Origin of the sequence: Kribbella pratensis (assembly GCF_004366075.1) — a bacterium.
GTDB classification, from domain to species: domain Bacteria; phylum Actinomycetota; class Actinomycetes; order Propionibacteriales; family Kribbellaceae; genus Kribbella; species Kribbella pratensis.
In genome coordinates, this window is sequence record NZ_SODU01000001.1 from 3,018,004 (window position 1) to 3,035,285 (window position 17,282).

At 68.2% G+C, this 17,282-nt stretch carries 22 protein-coding genes; 8 read left to right on the forward strand and 14 right to left on the reverse strand.

Annotated features, from left to right (window positions below):
• The first annotated feature begins 2 nt into the window (after positions 1-2).
• Complete coding sequence (locus tag EV137_RS14475; RefSeq protein WP_134129130.1) at positions 3-1,007, forward strand: glycosyltransferase family 2 protein; 1,005 nt, start codon at positions 3-5, stop codon at positions 1,005-1,007.
• On the opposite strand, the gene EV137_RS14480 is transcribed toward EV137_RS14475, so the two are convergent.
• The 6 genes from EV137_RS14480 to EV137_RS14505 form a co-directional block, all read right to left on the reverse strand.
• Positions 1,004-1,759, reverse strand: a complete 756-nt coding sequence (locus tag EV137_RS14480) for an ABC transporter ATP-binding protein (RefSeq protein ID WP_134129132.1) — start codon at positions 1,757-1,759, stop codon at positions 1,004-1,006. The two genes, EV137_RS14475 and EV137_RS14480, sit on opposite strands and share 4 nt — an antisense overlap.
• Entirely contained in the window at positions 1,746-2,627 is an 882-nt protein-coding gene (locus EV137_RS14485) for an ABC transporter permease (protein WP_134004203.1), read from the reverse strand. Before EV137_RS14485 ends, EV137_RS14480 begins: the two co-directional genes overlap by 14 nt.
• Positions 2,628-2,797: 170 nt before the next feature.
• Positions 2,798-3,499, reverse strand: coding sequence for a tyrosine-protein phosphatase (locus EV137_RS14490; RefSeq protein WP_134129134.1), 702 nt, complete (start codon positions 3,497-3,499; stop codon positions 2,798-2,800).
• Between the two features lie 5 nt (positions 3,500-3,504).
• Positions 3,505-4,182: a hypothetical protein gene (locus EV137_RS14495; protein WP_134004199.1), complete on the reverse strand. Its 678-nt coding sequence runs from the start codon at positions 4,180-4,182 to the stop codon at positions 3,505-3,507.
• A gap of 31 nt (positions 4,183-4,213) precedes the next feature.
• Positions 4,214-4,537 (reverse strand): branched-chain amino acid transport AzlD family protein, encoded by a 324-nt coding sequence (locus tag EV137_RS14500; protein WP_134004197.1) that lies wholly within the window; start codon positions 4,535-4,537, stop codon positions 4,214-4,216.
• Positions 4,530-5,222 (reverse strand): AzlC family ABC transporter permease, encoded by a 693-nt coding sequence (locus EV137_RS14505; RefSeq protein WP_134129136.1) that lies wholly within the window; start codon positions 5,220-5,222, stop codon positions 4,530-4,532. Before EV137_RS14505 ends, EV137_RS14500 begins: the two co-directional genes overlap by 8 nt.
• Before the next feature lie 54 nt (positions 5,223-5,276).
• Here EV137_RS14505 and EV137_RS14510 point away from each other — a divergent pair, with 54 nt between their 5' ends.
• Positions 5,277-5,846: a helix-turn-helix domain-containing protein gene (locus EV137_RS14510; RefSeq protein ID WP_238175295.1), complete on the forward strand. Its 570-nt coding sequence runs from the start codon at positions 5,277-5,279 to the stop codon at positions 5,844-5,846.
• On the opposite strand, the gene EV137_RS14515 is transcribed toward EV137_RS14510, so the two are convergent.
• The gene (locus EV137_RS14515) at positions 5,843-7,027 is read right to left on the reverse strand and encodes an MFS transporter (protein ID WP_134129138.1); all 1,185 of its coding nucleotides are present in this window, start codon (positions 7,025-7,027) and stop codon (positions 5,843-5,845) included. The genes EV137_RS14510 and EV137_RS14515 overlap by 4 nt on opposite strands.
• Before the next feature lie 166 nt (positions 7,028-7,193).
• On the opposite strand from EV137_RS14515, the gene EV137_RS14520 reads away from it, so the two are divergent.
• Complete coding sequence (locus EV137_RS14520; protein ID WP_134129140.1) at positions 7,194-8,270, forward strand: RICIN domain-containing protein; 1,077 nt, start codon at positions 7,194-7,196, stop codon at positions 8,268-8,270.
• Between the two features lie 50 nt (positions 8,271-8,320).
• Here EV137_RS14520 and EV137_RS14525 read toward each other — a convergent pair whose 3' ends face one another.
• Positions 8,321-9,151, reverse strand: a complete 831-nt coding sequence (locus tag EV137_RS14525; protein ID WP_134004190.1) for an SAM-dependent methyltransferase — start codon at positions 9,149-9,151, stop codon at positions 8,321-8,323.
• Positions 9,152-9,315: 164 nt separating this feature from the next.
• Between EV137_RS14525 and EV137_RS14530 the strand changes: the two genes are divergently transcribed.
• On the forward strand, positions 9,316-10,194 hold the full coding sequence (locus EV137_RS14530) for a Sco1979 family transcriptional regulator (protein WP_238175296.1): 879 nt from the start codon (positions 9,316-9,318) through the stop codon (positions 10,192-10,194).
• Here EV137_RS14530 and EV137_RS14535 read toward each other — a convergent pair.
• Positions 10,191-10,682 (reverse strand): winged helix-turn-helix transcriptional regulator, encoded by a 492-nt coding sequence (locus EV137_RS14535; RefSeq protein WP_202870920.1) that lies wholly within the window; start codon positions 10,680-10,682, stop codon positions 10,191-10,193. The genes EV137_RS14530 and EV137_RS14535 overlap by 4 nt on opposite strands.
• Before the next feature lie 56 nt (positions 10,683-10,738).
• Here EV137_RS14535 and EV137_RS14540 point away from each other — a divergent pair, with 56 nt between their 5' ends.
• Positions 10,739-11,314, forward strand: coding sequence for a GNAT family N-acetyltransferase (locus tag EV137_RS14540; RefSeq protein WP_134129142.1), 576 nt, complete (start codon positions 10,739-10,741; stop codon positions 11,312-11,314).
• 377 nt (positions 11,315-11,691) lie between these two features.
• Here the strand turns inward: EV137_RS14540 and EV137_RS14545 are convergent, their stop codons facing one another.
• Positions 11,692-12,816, reverse strand: coding sequence for an epoxide hydrolase family protein (locus EV137_RS14545; protein WP_134129143.1), 1,125 nt, complete (start codon positions 12,814-12,816; stop codon positions 11,692-11,694).
• Positions 12,806-13,153, reverse strand: a complete 348-nt coding sequence (locus EV137_RS14550; protein WP_134129145.1) for a VOC family protein — start codon at positions 13,151-13,153, stop codon at positions 12,806-12,808. Before EV137_RS14550 ends, EV137_RS14545 begins: the two co-directional genes overlap by 11 nt.
• Positions 13,154-13,206: 53 nt before the next feature.
• On the opposite strand from EV137_RS14550, the gene EV137_RS14555 reads away from it, so the two are divergent.
• Complete coding sequence (locus tag EV137_RS14555) at positions 13,207-13,983, forward strand: Rossmann-fold NAD(P)-binding domain-containing protein (RefSeq protein ID WP_238175297.1); 777 nt, start codon at positions 13,207-13,209, stop codon at positions 13,981-13,983.
• Between the two features lie 17 nt (positions 13,984-14,000).
• Here the strand turns inward: EV137_RS14555 and EV137_RS14560 are convergent, their stop codons facing one another.
• A complete protein-coding gene (locus tag EV137_RS14560) occupies positions 14,001-14,573 on the reverse strand; it encodes a dienelactone hydrolase family protein (RefSeq protein ID WP_238175339.1) in 573 nt (190 codons plus the stop codon).
• 55 nt (positions 14,574-14,628) lie between these two features.
• Between EV137_RS14560 and EV137_RS14565 the strand changes: the two genes are divergently transcribed.
• Positions 14,629-15,210: an ArsR/SmtB family transcription factor gene (locus tag EV137_RS14565; protein WP_134004176.1), complete on the forward strand. Its 582-nt coding sequence runs from the start codon at positions 14,629-14,631 to the stop codon at positions 15,208-15,210.
• 74 nt (positions 15,211-15,284) lie between these two features.
• Entirely contained in the window at positions 15,285-16,052 is a 768-nt protein-coding gene (locus EV137_RS14570) for a GAF and ANTAR domain-containing protein (protein ID WP_238175298.1), read from the forward strand.
• A 161-nt stretch (positions 16,053-16,213) separates the two neighbouring features.
• On the opposite strand, the gene EV137_RS14575 is transcribed toward EV137_RS14570, so the two are convergent.
• Both EV137_RS14575 and EV137_RS14580 read right to left on the reverse strand, forming a co-directional pair.
• On the reverse strand, positions 16,214-16,552 hold the full coding sequence (locus EV137_RS14575) for a hypothetical protein (RefSeq protein WP_134004174.1): 339 nt from the start codon (positions 16,550-16,552) through the stop codon (positions 16,214-16,216).
• 239 nt (positions 16,553-16,791) lie between these two features.
• Positions 16,792-17,277: a MarR family winged helix-turn-helix transcriptional regulator gene (locus EV137_RS14580; RefSeq protein WP_134004173.1), complete on the reverse strand. Its 486-nt coding sequence runs from the start codon at positions 17,275-17,277 to the stop codon at positions 16,792-16,794.
• Positions 17,278-17,282: the final 5 nt, after the last annotated feature.

The window sequence follows — 17,282 nt, forward strand, 5'->3', positions numbered from 1 at the left end:
ATATGCCGCTGTCCCACTGGCCACCCGTGTCCGTCGTGATGCCCGTGCTGAACGAGGAACGCCATCTCGAGGAGGCGGTCGGCCGCGTCCTCGAGCAGGACTACCCCGGCAACCTGGAGGTCGTCCTCGCGATCGGTCCGAGCAAGGACCGGACGCAGGAGATCGCGGACAAGCTGGCCGAGAAGGACCACCGGATCAGCATCGTGCCGAACCCGACCGGCAAGACGCCGGCCGCGCTGAACGTCGGCATCGCGCACGCCAAGCACGACATCCTGGTCCGGGTCGACGGGCACGGCGCGCTCACCGACGGGTACATCACCCGCGCGGTGGAAGTGCTGGAGGAGAGCGGCGCGGACAACGTGGGCGGCGTGATGGCCGCCGAGGGCCGGACCCCGACCGAGATGGCGGTCGCCTGCGCGTACCGCTCCCGGCTGGGTCTGGGCGCGTCGACGTTCCACCAGGGCGGCAAGGCCGGCCCGGCCGACACCGTGTACCTCGGGGTGTTCAGGCGGGCCGCGCTGGAGCGGGTCGGCGGGTTCGACGAGACCATGCACCGGGCCCAGGACTGGGAGCTCAACTACCGGATCCGCAAGACCGGCGGCCTGATCTGGTTCAGCCCGGACCTGTCCGTCACGTACCGGCCGCGGTCGTCGCTGTCCGCGGTGGCGAAGCAGTTCTTCCACACCGGCCAGTGGCGCCGCGAGGTGGTCCGCCGGCACCCGGAGACCGCCAGCAAGCGGTATCTGGCACCGCCGGTCGCGGTCATCGGCCTGGCGGTCGGCACCATCCTCGGCATCATCGGCCTGGCCACCGGCATCAGCTGGCTGGACCTCGGCTTCCTGGCCCCGATCGGGTACGCCGTCCTGCTGCTGGTCGGCTCCGCCGTCGAAGGCCGCTACCTGCCGTGGAAGGCTCTCGCCTGGCTCCCCCTGGTCTGCGCGACCATGCACGTCTCCTGGGGCCTCGGCTTCCTGATCGGCCTCCGAGAGAAGCCGAAGGCCGTCTAGCTCCTTGTTGACTTGATGTAGGCGGCTACGACTTCGTCGACGGGGCCGTCGAGTTTGAGTACGCCAGCGTCGAGCCAGAGGGCGCGGTTGCAGGTCTCCTGCACCACGTCCAGGCTGTGGCTGACCAGGAACACCGTGCCGGCCTGGTCGCGGAGCTCCTTGATCTTGCGTTCCGAGCGGACCCGGAACTCGGCGTCACCGGTCGCCAGCGCCTCGTCGACGAGCAGGATGTCGTGCGTCTTCGCGGACGCGATCGCGAACTTCAGCCGGGCCGCCATCCCGGAGGAGTACGTCGACATCGGCAGGTCGATGAAGTCGCCGATGCCGGAGAACTCGACGATCTCGTCGTACCGGCGCTGGATCTCGGCCGCGGACATGCCCATCGCGAGGCAGCCGAGGACGACGTTGCGGTCGCCGGTGAGGTCGTTCATCATCGCCGCGTTGACGCCGAGCAGCGACGGCCGGCCGCCGGTGTAGACAGCCCCTGCCGCGGGCGGCAGCAGCCCGGCGATCGCGCGGAGCATCGTCGACTTCCCGGAGCCGTTGCGCCCGATCACGCCGATCGCGTCACCCTTGTACGCCGTGAAGCTGACGCTCTTGACCGCGTGCACCTCGCGGATCGTCGGCCGGTCCTGGCGCTTCACGATCCGGCGCAGCGCGGTCGCCGCCGTACCCTTGCCGCCCTGTCCGGCGATCACCTTGTAGATGATGTCCAACCGGTCGGCGATGACCGTTGGTTCAGCCTCGCCCATAGCGGTCCTCCGCCTGCCAGAAGTACCAGAACCCCGACGCCAGCATCACGAACGACCAGACGATCGCGATCGACCAGGCGTGCGGCAGCTGGTTCGGTTCGTGCTCCTCGAGCAGCGACCGCCGGATGATGTCGATGTACGCCGAGATCGGGTTGAACGCGAGCACCTGGATCACCCAGCCCGGCGCGTCGACCTGGTTCAGCTTGGCCGGCAGCGAGAAGAAGATCCCGGACGCGTACAGCCAGGTGCGGGTGACGAACGGCAGCAGTTGCGTGATGTCGGAGACGAACGTCCCGATCCGCGCGAAGACCAGCGTGATCCCGATGTTGAACATGACCTGCAGCAGCATCGCCGGTACGACGAGCAGCCAGCTCCACGCGGGCCCGTCGGTGAACCCGACGACCACGAACAGGATGCCGAGCGACACCAGCATCTGGTTCAGCTCGTTCAGCACGTAGGCGAGCGGAAGGGTCGCGCGCGGGAAGTGCAGGGTGCGGATCAGCGACAGGTTCAGCGCGAGTGATCGCGAGCCTTCGGTCATGCAGCGCTGCGTGAACGTGAACACGAAGATTCCGCTGAGCAGGAACGCGACGTAGTTGTCGATCCCGTTCTTCGTGCCGAGCAGAACCCCGAAGGCGAGGTAGTAGACGGCCGCGTTGAGCAGCGGCGTCAGCACCTGCCAGATCGACCCGAGGCGAGCTCCGGCGTACATGGCGTACGTGCGGGCGGCAGCGTAGCTGACGACGAACTGGCGACGGCTCCACAACTCGTGCAGGTACGAGCCGAGCGGCGGGCGGACGGAGCTCTTGGAGAGTCCGTACCGTCGAGCCAGCGCCGCTGCGTCTGTCGCCCCGGTTGGCCCGGTCATGGGGCCCCCGGCCTGGACTGAGGTGCGCAGGGAGCGAAGCGACCGGAGCGACGAGGGAAGGCCGGGGACCAAGGCCCCATGACCCGCCGCGCCGGAGGTGCGGCATCCAGCACAGCGGCGGTTGGCATTGCGACAATGTACTGCGCTGTGTGACGTGCCTGTGACGCAGGTCAGGCCACTAAGCGGGCTCTCAGCTTCTCGAGGTCCTCGTCGGTCAGTCCACCGTGCCGCAGGTATGCCTCGGGTCCGCCGTACTCCTCGTCCAGATGCCGCAGGATCGCGACGATCGACTCGGCCCGGGTGTCCCGGAACTCGATCATCTCCGGGTGCTTCGCGACGTCCGGTTCCTCGGCGAGCTGCTCCTCCAGCCAATGCGCGAGCCGCGACTGCGTGAGGTAGTAGTCGGCGACGATCTCTTCCTCGGGTACGCCGGCCACACTCAGCGCCAGCGCGACGATCATGCCGGTGCGGTCCTTGCCGCCGTGGCAGTGGACGACCACGGCACCGTCCTGCTCGTCCGCGATCGCCTTCACCGCGGCCGCGAACAACTCCGGCCGCTTGTCCAGCATCCACGTGCACGCCGCGACGATGGTCGCCTGCCCGTGGTCCGGGTCCGCCAGATCCGCCAGCGACTGCCGCACCGCCAACGGCGTACCGGTGAACGGCGTCGGCGCGATCGCGACCTCGCCGTCACCGCGCAGGTCCAGGATCCGGCTGACCCCGGAGCGACGTACCGCCTCGATGCCGTCCGCGTTCAGGTACTGCAGGCTGTCCGCCCGGATCAGCACGCCCTCGCGCACCACCCGTCCGTCGGCGGTCGGCAGGCCGCCCACGTCGCGGACGTTGCGGCATCCGGGCCAGTCGAGATCCATCGCGTTCACCTGTCCTGTGGGCGGTTCTGCGGGCGGTCCGGGTTCGGGCCCGGGTTGTACGGCGGGGGCGCCGGGAAGGTGTGGTTCTGCTGCGGGGGCACCGGCGGGTACGGGTAGTTGCCGGGGGCACCTGGCTGGCCGGGGAAGGTGTTCGCCGGACGGTTGCGCCGGCGCTTCTTGACCGCGCCGACGGTCAGGAACGTGATGCCGAGCCCGAGGAAGATCAGGAACGAGAACACGGTGCCGAGGATCGACAGTACGAACGCGAAGACGGACGACTTCGGACCGGCGGCGTAGGTCGCACTGGTCTCGTCGTCGGTGCACGAGATGCTGTAATCCCCGGCCGGCACGGTCTGCGTCGACCGCGCCACGACGTACCAGCTCTCGCCGTTGATCGTGATCGTCTCCGAGCCGGTCGGCGGCTTGATCGGTACGTCGTTGCCGTTCGCGTCCTGAACCTCGCACGGCGGGTTCAGCACCGGGATCGACGCGTAGATCGTCAACCCTTCTTTCTTCAGGTGCACGACCCCGCCCTCGATCGACTGCGGCGTCCGCGGCGCGGTCACGACGATCCGCCATACGAAGAACCCGACCACCAACGCGCCGACGACGAAACAGGCGATGCCGACCTTCGGCAGAACCGACTTCTTGGGCGCCGCGGGCGGAGGGGGATACATCGTCATACCCGCACGGTATCCGCTCCGAGGACCGGGCTTAAGGGACGCCGAGGAGTCTCAAGCCTGCTGCGGTTGCGGCGGCGGCAACGACCACGAGCACGAAGGGGGCCTTGCGCCAGGCGAGGATGCCGCCGACCAGGACGCCGGCTGGACGCGCGATGCCTGCCGGGCCGTGGCCCTCCGTCAGGGCGGATGTGGCGACCAGTGCGGTCAGCAGGACGATCGCGGCGGCGGCGAGAAACTGCTGCGCGCGCTCCGGCATCTCGAACCGGCTCCGTAGCGCCGGTCCCGCGAACCGCATGGAAAAGGTGCCGACAGCAAGCACCCCGATCGCGACCAGTACCAGTGGAGTGTTATTCATTCGGCGCCTCCTCCAGTGCGGGCTTTCCGGCGCGGTAGAACAGCATGCCGGCCAGTGCGAGCAGTACTGGCAGACCGGCCGGCAGGAAAGGCGTTGCGATCAAGGCGATCACGACTCCCACGAGTGCCGCCGTACGGGTCGATCGATCCCGGAGAGCGGGCAGCACCAGCGCCAGCAACACCGCGGGGAACGCCGCGTCCAGTCCGAAGACATCGGTGTCGGTGATCACCGAGCCGGCCAGTCCACCGATCACGACCCCGATGTTCCAGCAGACGAAGATGCCGATCCCGCCGGCCCAGTACGCCGCCCGCCGCTGCTTCAGCTCGTCCTGCCTCATCGCGAACGCGACGTTCTCGTCGGTCATCAGGTGACTGCCCGGCCAGCGCCGCCAGCCGCTGCCGATCACGTCGCTGACCGCCAGCCCGAACGCGATGTGCCGGGTGTTCACCAGGAGTCCCGCGGCCATCGCCGCGATCGGGCTCCCGCCGGCCGCGACGATCCCGACGAACAGGAACTGCGACGCGCCCGCGAAGACCACGATCGACAGCAGGACCGGTACCCACAACGGCAGCCCGCCGCCGACGCTGATCGCGCCGTACGACAGCCCGACGACGCCGTCGGCCAGGCAGACCAGGCCGATGTCGCGGGCGAGTCCCCGATCGAGTGTTCGCCAGATCGAACGCATGGGCATTATGATGAACACCGCACGGACCGTTCGTCAAGCCGAACGATCAGACTGATGGAGCGAACAGCGATGGATACCAAGGCGCCACTCGACGTGATTGCCACCTCCCTGCGCCGGCACCGGGCCCGCGCCGGGCTGTCCTTGACCGAGGTCGCGAAACGCGCCGGCGTCGCCAAGTCCACGCTGTCCCAGCTCGAGTCGGGCACCGGCAACCCGAGCGTCGAAACCCTGTGGGCGCTGGCCGTTGCGCTCGACACCCCGTTCGCCGCGCTGCTCGACCCGCCGCGCCCGAAGGTGCAGGTCATCCGGGCCGGCGAGGGTCCGGCGATCTACTCCGACCAGGCCGAGTACAGCGCCACGCTGGTCGCCTCCAGCCCGCCGAACGCGCGCCGCGACATCTATCGTATCGTCGCCGCCCCCGGCCCCGGCCGGAAGTCCGAGCCGCACATGCCCGGCGTCGTCGAGCACGTCATCCTCGGCTCGGGCCGTGCCCTGGTCGGCCCGCTCGACGACCCGGTCGAACTCAACCCGGGCGACTACATCGCCTATCCGGGCGACCTTGCCCACGTCTTCCAGGCCCTCGAGGAAGGCACAGCGGCAACGCTCGTTTCTGAACACGTCTAGCGCCGCTTCAGCTGCCACCCGAGGGCGAGCAGCGCGGTCCCGCCCGCCACGGCCGACACCACGGCGATCGCAGTCGGCAGCGAGTAGGCGTCACTCAGTAAGCCCGTCGAGATCGCGGTCGCGGCCACACCGAGGTACACGCACGTCAGGAAGGCCGCGGTCAGCTCACCACGCCGCCCACTCGGAGCGAGGTGATTGATCTCGGCCTGCGAACCGAAGTACGTCAACCCGAGTCCGGCGCCTGCGAAAACCGCGGCGACGACGACCAGGGCGAGCGACTTCGCCGGGAATGCGCTGACGAGTGCGGCCAGGCCGACGACGAGCGACAGCAGACCGGCAGGCTGAGCTCGGCGCGGCGACAGTTGCGCCCGGACGGAGACCGCCTGCACGGCGCAGGCGGCGGCCAGCATCATCGCCGCGACAGTGCCGAGCAACGCCAGGTTGTGGGTGTGCAGCAGCTGCGCGGTGTACGACGGAACGACGGACAGGAAGAGTCCACCGGTCGCCCACACGGTCGCGGCGCTCAGGCTCGCCCGCGCGAAGTCGGCGCGGATCTCCGGCGGGACCGACGGACGCTGCGGCCGCCAGCGACCACCGACCGGCTCGCGCGGCAGTCGCGAGACGGCGATCGCGGTCACCACGGTGAGCACGAGTCCCACGCCGTACGGCAGTTGGCGTGGCGCCGGTGCCCACCCCGCAACGACACCGGCCACCAGCGGTCCGGCTGCGCTACCACCACTTTGTGCGAGCACGGTGGCCAACGCCGCCTTGCCACGATCGTCCTCTGGTTCGAGCTCCACGAGGGCGGCGGCCGCGGTTCCCGCAGTGGCGCCCAGGGCGATGCCCGCGGCGATCCGGCCGGCGAAGAGCCACGCGGTGTTCTGGGCCGCCGCGAGCAGAATCAGTCCGACGGCGCCGAGACCCAGCCCGCCGAGCAGCACCCGTTTCCGTCCGATCTGGTCCGACAACTGGCCGAACACGATCAGCGACGGGACCAGGACCGCCATGTACACGGCGAAGATCAGCGTCAGCTCGGTCCCGGAGAAACCGAACCGCTCCCGGTACACGCTGTACAGCGGCGTCGGCAGGTTCCCGTCCAGCAGCAGCACGAACAACGCCGCGGCCACCACCAGGAACGGCCCACGACGGCTCGTTCGGATCCGTTCGGCTGTTCCGGTCATCCCGTTCGCGGTACCCGACCGGCATCACCGCAAACGACGATCGTTTCCGACTATCTGTAACGTTAACTGCTCAGCTCTGGACATTTACGCGCAACTCTGCGCATCATCGCTCCAGAGAGCTCTCTGACGAAGTCCCGCCCCACTTCGCTTGGAGGTAGCACCCCCTATGAGACTCAAATCCTTACTGCTGTGCGCTCTTCTCGGCCTCGCCGCTGCCCTCGTTCCCGCTAGTGCGTCGGCCGTCGGCGTGACCCCCGGCACCTACGTCAACTACACGTTCGACACCGCGTCGCTCACCCAGGCCGAGTTCAAGATGACGATCAACGCCTCCCCCGGCCGCGCGAACGTCTACTGGGCCAACCAGTTCGGCTTCACCGGCGGCGACGTCGGCGGCTACACCGGCATGCAGACGCACCGCGACGGCGGCGGCATGTTCCTGTACTCCCTCTGGAACTCGACAGCCTGGAAGGCCGGAGACGCAGGCACCTACTGCATCAAATTCCAGGAGGACGGCACCGGTGGCAGTTGCCGCCTCGACCAGGCCCCGACCGCCGGCCACACCTACGCATTCGCCGTCGCGAGCGAGGGCAGCGGCTGGTACGGCGTGACGGTCCGCGACCTCACCGCCGGTACGTCGTTCAAACTCGGCAGCCTGCAAACCGGCTCCGGGAACACGATCAGTACGTCGGGAATGGTCAGCTGGACCGAGTACTTCGACTGGAACAACGACAAAGCCACCTGCGACGACGAGCCGTACTCGAAGCTGACGATGAGCGCGCCGACCAGCGGCAGCCTCACCGCGCACTTCACCGGCACGTCGGAGAGCAGCGGCTGCGCCGCGGACAGCCAGGTCACGCTGAACGGATCGACCGCCGTCCAGGAGAACGGCATCGGCAACTCGGACTCGGGTGACATCCGCGGCAGCGGCGGCTGCCTGGACGTCTCCGGCTCGGACGGTACGACGATCCTGCTGTACACCTGCACCGGCGGCAACAATCAGAACTGGGTGCACGCGGAGAACTCCACGTTCCACGCCCTGTTCAGCTGCCTCGACGCGAGCGCGACCCAAGCCGGCACCGTGATCCTCTACAGCTGCCACGGCGGCACGAACCAGCAGTGGACACTGCCCGGCGACGGCACGATCCGGACCGGCGGCCGCTGCCTCACCGCACCAGCTGCCCTCGGCAACGCCGTGACCGTTGCCACCTGCAACAACTCGGCAGCGCAGCGCTGGACGGTCTGAAACAGCACAACGCCCGGGACCACAGTGGTCCCGGGCGTCGCGACGTACGGTCAGATCTTGCGGCCGACCGCGCCGACGATGCACTCCTCCACCTGGTTCAGCGGCTTGAGCCGCGGACCGTCCGGCCACCAGTCGTCGCAGAGCACCAGGCCCGGGGCAACGAGCTCCTGGCCGGGGAAGAACTCCATCAGTTCCGCGCGGGTGCGGAACCTACCGCTGCCCATCGGGCTGTGGATGAACTTGTCCTCCATCTTCCGGGCGACCTCGGAGTGTTCCGGCGTCTCCGGGTTGAAGAAGTGCGACACCACCGTGTACGACCCGGGCACCACCGCGTCGACGTACTTCTGCATGATCTGCGCGCCTTCGGTGCCGATGTAGTGGTGCAGCGTGCCGTTCTGGATCACGGCGATCGGCTCGTTGAAGTCGAGGAAGCTGCGCACCTCGTCGTTGGACAGCACCTCGTCGGGGTCGAAGATGTCGGCGCTGACGAACAGCGTGTTCTCGTTCTCCTCGAGCAGCGCGCGGCCGTGCGCGAGCACCACCGGGTCGTTGTCGATGTAGAGCACCTTGGCCTCGGGCTGGATCCGCTGCACGATCTGGTGGGTGTTCTCGGCGGTCGGCAGACCGGACCCGCAGTCGAGGTACTGCGTCATACCCGCCTGGCCGGCCAGGAACCGGCAGGCACGGATCAGGAAGTTCCGGTTCGACTTGGCCAGGTCCTGGGCCTGCGGCGCGGCAGCCTGGACCCCGCGCAGTACCTCGCGGTCGACCTCGAAGTTGTCCTTGCCGCCCAAGAAGGCGTCGTACACGCGGGCGATACTGGCCCGGGAGGTGTCCACGCCGACCGGGATCGAACTGGGTGCCTTGGTGGCGTCGACCATCAGTGAACCTCGCAGAGAGTAATCGGGAAGTCTGTTCGACCGACTCTACCGAGAGTACGGCGCGCTGAACACACCGTGTCGGCACGTGCGGTATGGACATATTCACGACCCGTTATGAAATGATCAGCTGCTGCAACCGAACCGCTGCTGCTGGGAGGCCAGAGGTGACCGAGCCGGAGGCGTACGGCGGCCCGACCGCTCTGCGCATCGTGCTCGGTGTGCACCTGCGCCGGCTTCGCGAGGCCGCCAAGGTCAGCCGCACCGATGCGGGCTGGGCGATCCGCGGCTCGGAGTCCAAGATCAGCCGCCTGGAGCTCGGCCGGGTCGGGTTCAAGGTCCGCGACGTCGACGACCTGCTGACGCTGTACAAGCTCGAGGACCCGGAGGAACGCGACCGGCTGCTCACGCTGGCCCGCGACGCGAACAATCCGGGGTGGTGGCAACGGTACGACGACCTGACGCCGCAGTGGTTCCACTCCTACCTCGGCCTGGAGATGGCGGCCGATCTGATTCGTACGTTCGAGCTGCAGTTCGTGCCGGGTCTGCTGCAGACGCCGGACTACGCGCGGGCCGTCATCCAACTCGGCCGGCAGGACCAGCCGTTGTCGCGGGCCGAGCAGGATCGCCTTGTTTCGTTGCGGATGGGCCGCCAGGAAGTGTTGACGCGGCAACGACCCGCGCGGCTGTGGGCGGTGATCGACGAGGCGGTACTGCGACGTCCGATCGGCAGCCGCGAGATCCTCAAGGCCCAGCTGGAGTTCCTGATCGAGGCGGCGCGCCGGCACAACGTGACGCTGCAGATCATCCCGTTCGACAAGGGCGGATACACCGCGACCGGCGGCGCGTTCACACTGCTCCGGTTCAACGACGCCGACCTCCCGGACATCGTCTACATCGAGCATCTGACCAGCGCGGTCTACCTCGACAAGCGCGAAGAGCTGGACACGTACGTCGTCACCATGGACGCCGTGTCGATCACCGCGGCCCAGCCGCGCGAGACCGAATCCATTCTCCGCAAGGCGATCGAGAACCTCGACCGCTAACGCGGCTGTGCGCCCGGCCCGGGGCGGAAGGCAACTTCACGCGGGGTCGGCTCGTGGCCGGCCTCGCACCGCATGACCACTGTGACGCGCTCACCGCAGTCGCCGCGATGGCGCGGCTCGATCGGCGGGCCGGAGTCGAGCGGCAGGTACTGGTCGGCCCACTGGATCATTGCCACCAGCACCGGGTAGAGATCGAGCCCCGCCTGGGTCAGCCGGTACTCCGAGCGTTCGCGCTGACCGGGCAGGCGGTACGGGTGGCGGCGGATCAGACCGCGCTCGATCAACGCGGCGAGCCGCTCGGTGAGAACCTGGCGCGGCACGCCGGCCCGCGCCCGGATGTCCTCGAACCGCCGGACACCGACGAAGACCTCGCGCAGGACGTGAAAAGTCCACTTGTCGCCGAGGATGTCCATCGTCCGGGAGATCGTGCAGTTCTCCGTGGACCAGCTCATCGCCTCCGGCACCTGTTCACTGACTGCCGTGCTCATGTGAACCAGCATAAGTCCGCTTGACAGACTCAGCCAAGTGGAGCAAGGCTGAATCCGTGAACCAGACTCAGACGAGACCGCCACTCGTCCGCCGCGCCGGCGAACCCGACGCGGACGAACTGGCGAGGATGTTGTCCGGGCTGACGGACCTCAGCCGCTACTTCCGGTTCCAGACCGCGATCGGTACGCCGCCACGCCAGGCGTTGCTGCTGCGGATGCTGTGCCCGACCGGCGCCGCCTTCGTCGCGACCCGCGACGAGACGATCGTCGGCCATGCGATGTGGGCCTGGGCACCCGGTGAATCGACCGCCGAACTAGCGGCCGTGATCGCCGAGGACGACCAGCGGCGCGGCCTCGGCATCCGAATGCTCTCCATCGCCGCCGCCGACGCGATCGAGGCCGGCGCGACCCACTTCCTGTTCGTGGTCAGCGCCGCCAACGACCGCTCCCTCCGCATGCTCCGCCGCCGCTGGCCCAACGCAACAGTAGAACGCGACGGCGCCCTACTGACCTTCGTAACCCCCGCCCGCCTACCAAGCCACCCGAAAGAATCCCTGGATGCAGTCCACGAGCAAGTCGAGCATCTCAACCGCGACCTCCGACGAATGGACGACGCACTACCGGCGCTCTAGCACGAGGGATTGTTGTCTGCCCACGCGGTGCGGTCACCACGGCCGCGAATGGCGGGCTATTTCGCCGACGGCCTGAAACGACCGGCCAGCGGTCACGTAGCCCGCCGGAAGCAGGCGCTCCTGTCCGGTGTACGGGTCCGGGGTCGTGCGACAGCCAGCGGTGAGTGGGCACCTGGTATTACCTGTCCCCAGTCACCAGCGCCTGTCCCCACTCCCCCACCCGCTCCCGGCCGTCGCCGCAACCGGTGAGCGACCCCTGTCGCGCAGACGACGGGTTCTCCTGATGGCGCTCCTCGCGCTCCGGTGTGCAGAACACCCGCCTGGCCCGGGATCGCGCTGTGGGTGGGCGCGGCGCATAGTGCTGTGTGGGACGGGCCCTAGCGGAGCAGGCGGAAGAATGTGCGGATGTCGTTGACGAGTAGGGCGGGGGCTTCTAGGGCGGCGAAGTGGCCGCCTTGGGTGAATTCTGACCAATGGACGATGTGGTGTTGGCGGTCCAGTACCCGCCGGATTGCTGGGTCGGTTGGGAAGACGGCGACGCCTGTCGGCACGCCCGGGGTCAGGTCGTCGGCTGCCTGCCGGTTCTCGTAGTACAGGTTGGCGGAGGTTGCGCTGGTGTTGGTGAACCAGTAGATCGAGACGTTCGTGAGCAGGTGATCGAGGTCGATCGCGTCCTCGGGCAGTTCGCGTGCCGGGTCGGTCCACTCCCAGAACTTCTCGAGAATCCACGCCAACTGTCCAACAGGCGAGTCGCTCAGCCCGAACGACACCGTCTGCGGCCGAGTCCCCTGCAACTCGGCGTACCCGGTGCCGACCGCACGCAACCGCTCAGCCGCCGCAAGCCGCTCGCGCTCAACGTCGTTCAACTGCTCGCGATCACCCGGTTCGAGGGCCGGATACGCCAGTCCCCCATTGATGTGTACGCCGACCACGTGCGCCGGATCCACCTGTCCCACAAGGGGCGAGACAACGGATCCAGTGTCGCCGCCTTGCGCGCCGTACCGCTCGTACCCGAGGCGACGCATCAGCTCCGCCCATGCACGAGCGATCCGCGCGTGATTCCAGCCGGACGTCAACGGCACCGAGAACCCGTGCCCCGGCACGGACGGCGCGACGACGTGGAAGGCGTCGCGCGGATCCCCGCCGTACGCCGCCGGATCGGTCAGCGGCCCGAGCACTTCCAGGAACTCGGCCACGGATCCCGGCCACCCGTGCGTGAGCACCAACGGCAACGCATCCGGCTCGGCCGATCGCACGTGCAGGAAGTGAATCGTCTGCCCGTCGATCTCGGTCGTGTACTGCGGATGCTCGTTGAGCCGTGCTTCCCAGGCCCGCCAGTCGTACGCCGCCCACCGCTCGACCACCCGCCGCAAATACCCGACCGGCACGCCGCGCTCCCACCCGTGCCCCGGTAGTTGGCGAACCCAACGAACCCGCTCCAGCCGGCCACACAGATCCGCAAGCTCCGCGTCCGGCACCGCAATCCGGAACTCAGAGATCATGCGCCCGCTCGTGCAGCGGCTCGTACAACCCGACCTCGCCCCCGCCCGGCAATCGGAACGCCGTCAGCACACCCCACTGCTGCCGCTCGACCGGTCGCACGAACTCCACGCCGCGCACGGACAGGTCTGCCATCGTCTGCTCGAGGTTGTCGCACATCAGCAGCAGCTCGTGCGCGCCGACCTCCGCCGGATGCATCGCGACCTCGGCCGGTGGCAGCTTGAAGATCAGCCAGCCGTGGCCCGCGTCCACGGACGGGTACTCCAGCACGTCCCGGAAGAAGGCGCGGTCCGCGTCGGCGTCGGTGGTGTAGATGATCACATGCGCTCCGTTGATCATCTTCAGCACTGTAGCCGGGAATACCGACAATGCCTGGGCAGGTTGCCGAGGGCGTGATCCTCTTGACTGGCGCAACGGGCAACGTCGGGCGGGAACTGGCGGCGCTGCTGCCGGAGGCGCGCTCTCTCGACCGCTCGTCGGGCGCCGATCTCGCCCGTCCCGAGACGCTCGATATGGAGGGCGTCGACTCTGTCTTCCTGGTTTGGCCGTTTCTCACGTCCGACGGTGCGAGTGCGGTGCTGGCTAAGATCGCGAAGTCAGCGCGGCGGGTTGTCTATCTGTCGTCGTCGGCAGTCCGGTTCGGGGCTGACACGGATCCGATCACGCGTTTGCATGCCGATCTGGAGACTGCCGTGCGGGCGTCGGGACTGGAGTGGACGATCCTGCGCGCGGACACGTTCGCGTCCAACGCGCTCGGCTGGGCGGGGCAACTCAAAGCCGGTGACGTCGTACGCGGGCCGGACAACGCCGCGACCGCGGTGATCGACCCCGCGGACATCGCCGCGGTCGCTGCCGCCGTACTGCGTGATTCGCAGCCCGGCACGACCCACACGCTGACCGGTCCCGACGTACTCAGCCGGGCCGATCAGGTGCGGATCCTCGGCGACGCGCTCGGCCGCGAGCTGACGTTCGAGGCGACACCGTTCGACGACGCGCGAGCACAGCTGCTCGCGGACGGTCGCCCGCCGGCGCTCGTCGAAGCGCTCATCGGCAGCGCCCAGAACCGCCCAGCCTCCGACCTCGTCACCACCACCGTCCAGGACCTCACCGGCCGCCCCGCGCGAACCTTCCGAGTCTGGGCCGACCGCAATCTAGCGGCCTTCGGCTGACCAGCCCTGCACAGGTTCTACGCAAGGAAGGCGAGGGTGCGCTCCAGGACGAGCTTGGCGGCGGACTCGTCGTATCCCGGGAGGGATGAGTCGGCGAACAGGTGCTCCTTGCCGGGGTAGAGGAAGAGTTCGGCATTCTCGTTGGCGGCGACCAGGGCGCGGGCAGCGTCCAGGTCGCCGCCTTCCTCGGTGAAGAACGGGTCCTCGTCCATGCCGTGCACCTGCACCGGTACGCCGTCCGGCCAGGTACCGAACTCCTCCACCGGCAGGCACGAGTAGTAGAAGAGCGCTCCGGTGGCGCCGGGACGAGTCTGCGCCAACTGCTGAGCAGGCACGACGCCGAGCGAGAACCCGGCGTACACGACGTTCGACGGCAGGCTCTGCGCAGCCTGGACGCCGCGCTCGGCGACCACACCGAAGCCGGTGGCCCGCGCGTAGTCCATCCCCTCCTCGAGCGTCGCGTAGGTGTTGCCTTCGTACAGGTCCGGCGTGTGGACGGTGTGACCCGCCTGCCGGAGCTCGTCGGCGAACGCCTTCACCCCGTCGGTCAGCCCCTGTGAGTGGTGGTACAGCACGACCTCGGCCATCATCAGCTCCAATGATCCAAATATCCCGAACAATCCACGATGCTAGTCTATTCGGACCATGGCGATCAACAGGTCGGTCCCCGATTACGAGCTCGCGGACACTGTCGAGCTGACGACCGCGGAGCAGGTGCGGGCGATCAGCGATCCGCTCCGGACGACGATTCTCGGGCTGTTGCACGAGCGGGCGGCGACCGTGACGGAGCTGGCAACAGCGGTCGGGCGGCCGAAGAGCACGGTCGCGCACCACGTGAAGGTGCTCGCCGACGCGGGCATCCTGCAGGTGGTCCGGACCCGGAAGGTGCGGGCGATCGAGGAGCGGTTCTACGGGCGTGCGGCGCGGATGTTCTTCGTCGGCCTCGGCCGGCAGGGCGACCAGGGACAGCTGCCGCACGACTTCAACGACTTCGAGGTCGCGGCCGAGGAGTCGAAACCGGCGTACGACGCGGGTCAGATGCGCTCGTTCATCCGGCACGCCCGCATTCCCGAGGAGCGTGCCGCGGAGTTCTGGCAGCAGGTCGACGCGCTGATCCACACGTTCGACCAGCTCCCCCGCGCCGGCGACACGACGTACGGCTTCACGGTCGGCCTCTACCCGATCGGCGACTACCCGACACTGCCACCGGCCGAAGACGAAGGCTGATCTCTGGCGCCCAACCGCTGCGAGCGGCGTAGCTTGGAGGCGGGGAGGTTCTCCGGTCGCCCGGAGGTGAAACGGTGGATGACAATGGTGATGCGCCGCTGGTCGACGCACTGAGCTCACTGCACTCGCTGCTGCTCGGCGCGCCAGGGCTCGAGGAGCTGCTCGCGAAGCTGGCCGATGTCGCGGCCAAGATCGTCGAGCCGCCCGCGTCCTGCGGGATCACGACGCGGTACGACGGCCAGCCGCGGACGATCGTGAGCAGCGACGCCCGGGCAGCATGGATCGACGAGCAGCAGTACAGCCTCCGCGAAGGGCCCTGCCTGGACGCCTTGGCGAGCGGCGCCGTCGTGGACGTCGCCGACTATCTGGGCGAGAACCGGTGGCCGCAATACGTCGACACGGCACGGACAGCCGGAGTGAAGGCCTCGCTCGCCCTTCCACTGATCGTCGACGGGCAGACGATCGGCGCGATGAACCTGTACGGATACGAGCGGCCTGACACCTTCAGTGAGGCGGATCGCGAGCGCGCGACGGCGTACGCCGAACAAGCCGCCACTACGCTGGCCTTCGCGGCGCGTGCAGTGCGGCAGTCGGAGCTGGGTGAGCAGTTGGAGCAGGCGCTCGCGTCGAGGTCGGTGATCGACCAGGCACTCGGGCTGCTGATGGGCCAGGAGAAGTGCGATGCCCGAACCGCGTTCGAGTTGCTGCGCCGCCATTCCCAGAACCACAACCGCAAACTCCGCGACGTGGCCGCTGCCCTGATCGCCCGGCACACCGGCCGGCCGGCGGTCGACAGTCGCGAATTCGATTCTGGCCCGAGCGGTCGAGACACCAGGACGTGACCCGACCCGTAGTTCCGGTCGCACACGTCCTGGTGTCGTGAAGGTGTTCTGCCGTCATGAGAATCAAGAGGTGAGAGCCCTCGGCGTGACCCGGCCCGCGTTACTCGCCGCACACACCCAGGTGCCGTGATGTCGCCTCTGTCCTCGTTGATCGGTTCCAGTTATCGGCCGGTGTTGCTTCTGGTTGACATTGACCCACTCGCTGCCGGCTGCCCGGTAGCGAGTTCGTCGACGACCTGACGATGACCCGCCTGCGCCTGCAGGAGGCTCGGCCACGTCCACCTGCACGGGCGGTTGCCTCCGACCGCGTGCAGCAGGGTCTCGAAGACCCGTGGCCTGCTCGGCAGATTCAGTCCGAGCCACATCGTCATGACTTGTACCTGTTGTCCCTCGACGGCGACGGCGTCGCTGGCGATCACGACGTACTCCGGCCGCGCCGTCAACGCGAGCCAGGTGGTGCGATTGATCACGTGACCTTGCCGGTCGACGTAGAGGGTCATTGGTGTCCCCTGTGCATCAATGCAGTACTGCGCACTACTGCGGACTACCTGCCGGATGCGTCGACCGGGAACGAGGATCCCGTGGCCCGTCGATGCTGGACGGGAATTGTCGGGAGTCGCACACGATCGGCACCGGAATGGTCCGCGGGCTGTTCTCCCAACCTGCGGGCAAGCTTAGACAAGCCGACCTGTCCTGACAACTGTTCTCAATCCATGAGACAACGAGCGAAGCCGCGGACCTAGGCCGTGTTCGCGGCCTGGCTCTCCTCAGCTGCGAAACGATCGAGGACGTCGACCAGCCGCTCGAGCACATCACGAGCGACGGCGTACTCCTCCTCGCCGAACTCTTCGGCGAAGCGGCGCTCGAGCTCACCAAGGTACGAGAAGCCGTCGCCGGCCACAGCCAGTCCGTGCTCGGAGTACGTCACCACCTTGGCCCGGCCGTCGTTCGGGTCGGACCGCATCTCCAGCAGGTCGAGCGCGACCATGTCGCGGATCACCTCGCCCATCGACTGCCGGGTGATCCCGGCCCGGGCGGCCATGTCGGCGGCTCGGGCGCCGTCGGAGTGCAGAAAGCCGAAGACCGAGTTGTGGGCCATCTTCACCTCGGTGTGCCCGTCGGCGTGGGCACGGCGGACCATGTCGGACTGCAACGCGCGGTTGGCGCGCTCGACCAGCGCGATCAGCGGCTTCCGATCGAGTCGCGGGACCTGAGGCCTTGACATGTCGT

Excerpts from the sequence above, each read along its gene's own strand:
- EV137_RS14475 (WP_134129130.1), top strand. The coding sequence starts at position 3 with ATGCCGCTGTCCCACTGGCCACCCGTGTCCGTCGTGATGCCCGTGCTG.
- EV137_RS14480 (WP_134129132.1), bottom strand. The coding sequence starts at position 1,759 with ATGGGCGAGGCTGAACCAACGGTCATCGCCGACCGGTTGGACATCATC.
- EV137_RS14485 (WP_134004203.1), bottom strand. The coding sequence starts at position 2,627 with ATGACCGGGCCAACCGGGGCGACAGACGCAGCGGCGCTGGCTCGACGG.
- EV137_RS14490 (WP_134129134.1), bottom strand. The coding sequence starts at position 3,499 with ATGGATCTCGACTGGCCCGGATGCCGCAACGTCCGCGACGTGGGCGGC.
- EV137_RS14495 (WP_134004199.1), bottom strand. The coding sequence starts at position 4,182 with ATGACGATGTATCCCCCTCCGCCCGCGGCGCCCAAGAAGTCGGTTCTG.
- EV137_RS14500 (WP_134004197.1), bottom strand. The coding sequence starts at position 4,537 with ATGAATAACACTCCACTGGTACTGGTCGCGATCGGGGTGCTTGCTGTC.
- EV137_RS14505 (WP_134129136.1), bottom strand. The coding sequence starts at position 5,222 with ATGCGTTCGATCTGGCGAACACTCGATCGGGGACTCGCCCGCGACATC.
- EV137_RS14510 (WP_238175295.1), top strand. The coding sequence starts at position 5,277 with ATGGAGCGAACAGCGATGGATACCAAGGCGCCACTCGACGTGATTGCC.
- EV137_RS14515 (WP_134129138.1), bottom strand. The coding sequence starts at position 7,027 with ATGACCGGAACAGCCGAACGGATCCGAACGAGCCGTCGTGGGCCGTTC.
- EV137_RS14520 (WP_134129140.1), top strand. The coding sequence starts at position 7,194 with ATGAGACTCAAATCCTTACTGCTGTGCGCTCTTCTCGGCCTCGCCGCT.
- EV137_RS14525 (WP_134004190.1), bottom strand. The coding sequence starts at position 9,151 with ATGGTCGACGCCACCAAGGCACCCAGTTCGATCCCGGTCGGCGTGGAC.
- EV137_RS14535 (WP_202870920.1), bottom strand. The coding sequence starts at position 10,682 with ATGAGCACGGCAGTCAGTGAACAGGTGCCGGAGGCGATGAGCTGGTCC.
- EV137_RS14545 (WP_134129143.1), bottom strand. The coding sequence starts at position 12,816 with ATGATCTCTGAGTTCCGGATTGCGGTGCCGGACGCGGAGCTTGCGGAT.
- EV137_RS14550 (WP_134129145.1), bottom strand. The coding sequence starts at position 13,153 with ATGATCAACGGAGCGCATGTGATCATCTACACCACCGACGCCGACGCG.
- EV137_RS14560 (WP_238175339.1), bottom strand. The coding sequence starts at position 14,573 with ATGATGGCCGAGGTCGTGCTGTACCACCACTCACAGGGGCTGACCGAC.
- EV137_RS14565 (WP_134004176.1), top strand. The coding sequence starts at position 14,629 with ATGGCGATCAACAGGTCGGTCCCCGATTACGAGCTCGCGGACACTGTC.
- EV137_RS14575 (WP_134004174.1), bottom strand. The coding sequence starts at position 16,552 with ATGACCCTCTACGTCGACCGGCAAGGTCACGTGATCAATCGCACCACC.
- EV137_RS14580 (WP_134004173.1), bottom strand. The coding sequence starts at position 17,277 with ATGTCAAGGCCTCAGGTCCCGCGACTCGATCGGAAGCCGCTGATCGCG.